Source organism: Desulfobacula sp., from assembly GCF_021107415.1.
In genome coordinates this window covers 1-5,794 of sequence record NZ_JAIOSW010000417.1, presented here as the reverse complement: position 1 = coordinate 5,794, position 5,794 = coordinate 1, and the positions used below count along the sequence as shown (strand labels likewise).

Below are 5,794 nucleotides of genomic sequence, written 5' to 3'. Positions count from 1 at the left end.
TTAACGACGGAATTTTTGGATTTTCATGGCTCCATAGGCTATTTTGTGTGATCAGGGTCAAGCGTCTTTGGAATTCAATTTCTTTGATTTTTTCCCTTAATTCAAACAAAGACAGATCTTTAATTGTTAGTAATGAATCATCAATCTGATTTAGGGCTTTTTTAAGGGTGTCAGAGTCTAAAAATTTTTTTGTTTTTTTATTGGCCGATCTTTTATCTCCTGAATACGGATTTTCAATATGAGTACGGCTTAAAAAGATTTTGTACAACCTTTTTTCAAGCCTGGAAGGTATGAGAAGGCCGGTTCGGGTTTCATCATCATATCTTATCTTGACCAATGCTTTTAAAAACCGATTGTCATATTCAGAGTCTATTAATTCATCAATCATGGCCATGTTCCTGTCAAATACCTGTTTGTAATGTTTTTTAAGATATGGAGGGTATTTCCTGGACATAATCGCGTCAAACATTTTGTCGGAACATGGAAAGTATCGTTCTCCATTTTCAGGATAGACCATAAATTCAATTTGTTCCCTTGAGCCAACTTTGGTAGGATAGGCAAAGGGGTCAATATGATTTTTAAGAAAAAATGCTGTAAACCAGGCATCAAAATCAGGACTTTCTCCAACTCGAACAGGTTTGCTTTCTTTGTTTCCCATATGGCCTCCTTTTGAGGAAAAAATAGGTTTCATGGTATCATTTCAATAGTTGTTTTGCAATTGCATGGTGTTTATATTGCTTAGCGCTTAGATGAAGCTTGACAGGCTGTTTCAAGAAACATAATAGAATAAATATGGATAAAAAAACGGCTTTTAAAATTTTAAATTTGGAAACAACTATCTCTTTTGAGGAAGCAAAAAAAGCCTACCGGAATTTAGCAAAAAAATATCATCCTGATGTTGTAGAAAAAGAATTTGGATCAAAAAGTCATGCAGAAGCAAAGATGAAAGAGATAAATCTTGCATTTCGCTATCTTGGTCCGCATTTGAAGTCGAATGAACCCGTTAAAAAAATACGAAAAGAAAAGAAATCCATAACACCTGAAAAAATGGGGACTATTGCTTTTTTTTTAAAAATATTTGGATTATTATTAACCGCTTTCCGGGGGAAAAAAGACAGCAGATTCTTTGAAAATAAATATAAAAAAGAAAAGCCGTTAAGGAAAACAAGAGACAGAAAAGTTCGGTTTGGTGACGTTTTTAAAAGTGTTTACAAGCTTAGTCCTGATAGAGAAGGGGAGGCTGAAAAAATTATAAAGAGGAACCATTCACAAAAAAACAGTCCTTACTATCGGTATCAAAAATATATGGCATTGAAGAGAAAGATAAACTCAGGACTTTCCAAGTCGAATCAAGATATGAGTATTGGAAGGATAGATAAAATAGATCCTGTTAAACCCGTGAAACCTGTCAAGAGAAGTTAAATCGAGATTTTTTATAATTGATTTAAAAATCTATAGTGATTAATTTGTTCCCTGTTTTAAGCTCAATAAGACTTGCCGAAGAGTTTTCAATCACACCATAAGTATAAACACCGTTTCGAGGACAAGTGATGGAGCCCGGGTTCATGAAAATATGAGAATCTTTTTTTTCCAGAAAACAAATGTGGGTATGACCCTGAATAATAATATCGATATTCGCAGAATAGGTGAAAGGCCGGTGGCCATGGGAAAGAAGAATTCTTTTATTGAAAACATCAAACTCCATTGTTGTGTCAAACCCGGGGAAAAAAGAAGGTGTATCGCAATTTCCATAGACATAGTAAAAATGATGTTTGAACGTGTTTAAATCATTTTTTATGGATTGTGGTTGAAAATCTGCATTTGAAAAATTACCGTATTTTGTATCAAAAAGATCTCCGGCAATGGCAAGTTTATCAGAAGGTTTTAAAAGATTTTTCATGGTCAACCATGAAGTGTAACTGCCATGAATGTCTGCTGTAACAATCAGTTTTTCCATACGGGTTGCTTTTTCCTTGTTAAAAAAAATAAAATTTCATACAATCGGATCTAAATCAACTAAAATTTTAAAAAATAATATGAATTATAAATTAATAGACAGAATACTGGCGCTTGGTAATTTGATCAGCCAGGCCAGGCTGGCATATATAGAAGCGGATGCAAATCTGCAGGTGTCCTCATGGAATCAGGGCGCCAGGGATTTATTCGGTTATACGGAAGATGATACAATGGGGTGTTTTTTGAATGAACTTATTCCCATTCGTAAGAATAAGCTTATAAATTGTAAACAGACACAGTTTCTAACCTGTTCTCAGGTGAATCAAAACGGCCAGGAAGTGCAATGTGATATTTTTTATGCACCCATTATGAATACAAAGGGTGAAAAACTGGGTGTTGCTGTTCTTGCCAAAGATATCTCAGCCAGATTAAAAGACAAGGCAAACCTGAAACAGCAGGAACAATATTTGCAGGATACTTTTGGTTTTGCCCCCATTGGTATTTATCATGTAAATATGGAAGGAAATATTATTTTAGCCAATCCGGAATACGCATGGATGCTGGGTTATGAGTCTGCAAAAGCTGTTGCTGAACAAATAAGCGATTTTGCTGTTCAAACGTTTTTTGATAAAGAAAAAGCTGATGAATTCATGTTTGGTGTTTATGAGGCTGAAGAAGTGGTTCGATTCCGTTGCCGGCTTAAAAGAAAGGATAATTCATTTGTCTGGGCGCTCTGTTATGCAAAGGCAACCCATGATGAATCCGGGCGAATGGATGGATTTAATGGATTTTCCATAGATATCAGTGAAACGGTTCGTGCAGAGCAGGCACTAAAAAAGCTAAATGAAAAGTTCAAAATGCTTTCCGTTATGGATGGACTGACACAGATTCCCAATCGGCGAAGATTTGATGAATACCTTGAATCCGAATGGAAGAGACATTCCAGGGATAAGGTCCAACTATCAGTTATTCTAAGTGATATCGACTTTTTTAAGCTGTATAATGATAATTACGGTCATCAGGCAGGTGATGATTGTCTTCAGAAAGTGGCACGGGCAATTCAAGACAGTGCCCATCGGTCGTCTGATCTGGCTGCAAGATATGGTGGAGAAGAGTTTGTACTTGTTTTGCCCAGTACGGATAAAGACGGTGCCATGGCTGTGGCTGAAAAGGTTCGGAAAAATGTAATGAATCTTGAAATTGCACATGAAAAATCCAAAGTAAACGGTCATATCACTTTAAGCCTGGGAGTTGCCACAATGGTTCCGGGAAATGATAATTCTGCCCAGGATCTGGTTGCTCTGGCAGACCAGGCCTTGTATGAAGCAAAAGATAATGGTCGTAATCAAAGCATCAGTAAAAGCATTCATTAAGATTTTATAAATTTTATGATCCATAACAAGACGCACTCAAATAAAGAGATATTTGAGTATCACTATTTTTTAGTAAAAGATACTTTTAAAATTCGGTATGGGATAGCTCCCTGTTATGAAAAGCCTGCAAAAGGCATTTTCCTTTTATTACACGGGCGATCCGAATTCATTGAAAAGTATAAATGGGTTGCAAAACAACTGCAGAAAAAAGGATTCCAGGTTGTCAGTCCGGATTGGCGAGGACAGGGACTATCCTCCCGGGAGCTTGAAAACAGGCATAAAGGTCATATTAACCGGTTTGATGATTATGTGGATGACCTTGCGGCACTCTATTTAAGGGTTATAGAACCTCAAAGATTGCCGGTTTATATACTGGCACATTCCATGGGTGGGCATATTGCCCTGCGGTTTATGAGCAGGCACCCTTTAAAAATTAAAAAAGCAGTGCTTGCTTCTCCCATGATCGATATTACAATGCCGGCAATAATGAAGCCTGTATCAAAATTATTATCAAAAAAATTATCTAAAACACAATTTGCAAAAAAATATACCATTGGTTCAGGAGATTATTCTGTTAGAAAAGCAAAATTCAAAGGAAATAATTTGTGCCATGATCTGGAAAAGTACCGGATTTTACATAATGAGATTGCAAATAATCCTGACCTTGCCATCGGTGGAGTTACATGGGGCTGGCTAAATGCAGCCTTTGAATCTATTGAAGTTTTAAAGCAGGATGACATCATTGCTAAGATTTCCACCCCTATATTGATGATCAGTGCCCAAAAAGATTCTATTGTATCCTCAAAAGCCCAGGAAAAATTGAGCAGCAAATTACCCAATTGTTCGTTTCTTTCCATTAAAGGTGCATTCCATGAACTTTTTTTCGAGGAAATCGGGATTAATAATCAGCTCTGGGATGCTTTTAACCGGTTTGTTGTTGAATGATTACAGGGATTCTAATGTATTGATTCTCTTGAGTACAGGTGGATGAGAATAATTTAAAAATACATAAAAAGGATGGGGCGTTAAATTTGAAAGATTATGGACAGACAGTTTTTTAAGGGCATTGATCAATGGCCCGCTGTCCTTAATAGTTTTTGCTGCAAACCGGTCAGCTTCATATTCATCTTTTCTGGAGGAGATTTGAAGAAGAATGGATATAAACAGATTTATAGGTGAGTAAAGCATGCTAAAAAAGATCAACCCCGCATAGATTGAAACATCTTTCATAAAAAAGGCATGAAATAAACTTTCATTTGAGATAAATATGGAAATAAGGTAAAAAATAAATCCCATTTGAAAGATCCCTAAAATCATTCTTTTAATAATATGTTTTTTCTTAAAATGGCCCATTTCGTGGGCAAGAATTGAGACCAATTCTTTAATTGACTGCTCTTTGATCAGGGTGTCAAATAAAACGATTCGTTTATTTTTTCCAAAACCTGTAAAAAAAGCATTGGATTTGCTGCTTCTTTTGGACCCATCCATGACAAAAATATTGGAAAGAGAAAAATCAATTGATTTTGCATAGTTTAATATGGCTTCCTTTAAGGGACCATTTTCCAAAGGAGTGAATTTATTGAACAAGGGCATAATCCATGTGGGAACTATATATTGAACGACCAGAAGGAAAATAGTGCTTGCTGCCCAGCACATGATCCAGGCAAATTGGCCGCCAAATTCTAAAAAGCCGAGAATCAATGATAATATTATTCCTCCCAAAACAGCCGAAAGAACAATGGACTTAATAAGGTCAGCAAAAAAAAGCATGGGTGTTGTTTTATTGAACCCAAATTTTTCTTCAATCACAAAAGTGGAATAAATACTAAAAGGCAGGGATATCAAAAGTTTTAACAATAAAAGAATACCTGCAAAAAAAAGTCCTGAAACAATTGGGCTCAAATTAAATGATCTGACAAAGGAATCAATAAATTGGAAACCACCTGAAAACCAAAACAGCAGTATAATAGTAAGGTCAAAACTTGATGTGATAAATCCAAATTTTGTATTTGCCTTCAGGTAGTTCTGGGATTCAATATATTTTTGGCTGTCATAATAGCCGTTAAACTCTTTTGGGAGGGGCTGATTCAGGTTTCCAAGGTTTAGAAAGTCTGCAATATTATCAATAAGGTAACTGCCAATCAGTGTCGTAAGAATGATAATGGTAATAAATTGTTCTGAAAAAAGCATTTTTACAGAAAAGCAGCCTTAGGGATTAATCAGATCTCTTAGTTTCCCAGAACATTTAAAGGTTACAACTCTTCTGGCCGGCAGCGTCATTTCTTTATCAGTTGCAGGGTTTCTGCCTTTTCTGGCTTTTTTTTCGTTTACACAGAATTTGCCGAAACCGCTAATCATGATATCTTCACCATTTTCAATAGTTTCCTTAATGATTTCAAGGAACTCTTCCATGATTTCATAGGTCGTTGTTCTGGACAAATTCAGCTTGTCTTGTATTCTTTCAG

The 5,794-nt window shown here is 35.9% G+C and carries 6 protein-coding genes and 1 pseudogene; 3 read left to right on the top strand and 4 right to left on the bottom strand.

The features are described from left to right. A pseudogene (locus tag K8S13_RS20950) lies at positions 1-658 on the bottom strand (hypothetical protein); the annotation flags it as partial. 134 nt (positions 659-792) lie between these two features. Between K8S13_RS20950 and K8S13_RS20945 the strand changes: the two are divergent. Next, a complete protein-coding gene (locus K8S13_RS20945) occupies positions 793-1,422 on the top strand; it encodes a J domain-containing protein (protein ID WP_291465670.1) in 630 nt (209 codons plus the stop codon). Positions 1,423-1,444: 22 nt separating this feature from the next. Here K8S13_RS20945 and K8S13_RS20940 read toward each other — a convergent pair whose 3' ends face one another. After that, the gene (locus tag K8S13_RS20940; RefSeq protein ID WP_291465669.1) at positions 1,445-1,957 is read right to left on the bottom strand and encodes a YfcE family phosphodiesterase; all 513 of its coding nucleotides are present in this window, start codon (positions 1,955-1,957) and stop codon (positions 1,445-1,447) included. A 79-nt stretch (positions 1,958-2,036) separates the two neighbouring features. Here K8S13_RS20940 and K8S13_RS20935 point away from each other — a divergent pair, with 79 nt between their 5' ends. Further along, complete coding sequence (locus K8S13_RS20935; RefSeq protein ID WP_291465668.1) at positions 2,037-3,329, top strand: diguanylate cyclase; 1,293 nt, start codon at positions 2,037-2,039, stop codon at positions 3,327-3,329. A gap of 15 nt (positions 3,330-3,344) precedes the next feature. Next, the gene (locus K8S13_RS20930; RefSeq protein WP_291465667.1) at positions 3,345-4,274 is read left to right on the top strand and encodes an alpha/beta fold hydrolase; all 930 of its coding nucleotides are present in this window, start codon (positions 3,345-3,347) and stop codon (positions 4,272-4,274) included. On the opposite strand, the gene K8S13_RS20925 is transcribed toward K8S13_RS20930, so the two are convergent. Continuing rightward, positions 4,275-5,519 carry a M48 family metallopeptidase gene (locus K8S13_RS20925; RefSeq protein WP_291465666.1) on the bottom strand — a complete coding sequence of 415 codons (1,245 nt, stop codon included), beginning with the start codon at positions 5,517-5,519 and terminating at the stop codon, positions 4,275-4,277. Between the two features lie 18 nt (positions 5,520-5,537). After that, on the bottom strand, positions 5,538-5,794 hold a 257-nt coding region (locus K8S13_RS20920), incomplete at its 5' end, for an integration host factor subunit alpha (RefSeq protein ID WP_291465665.1).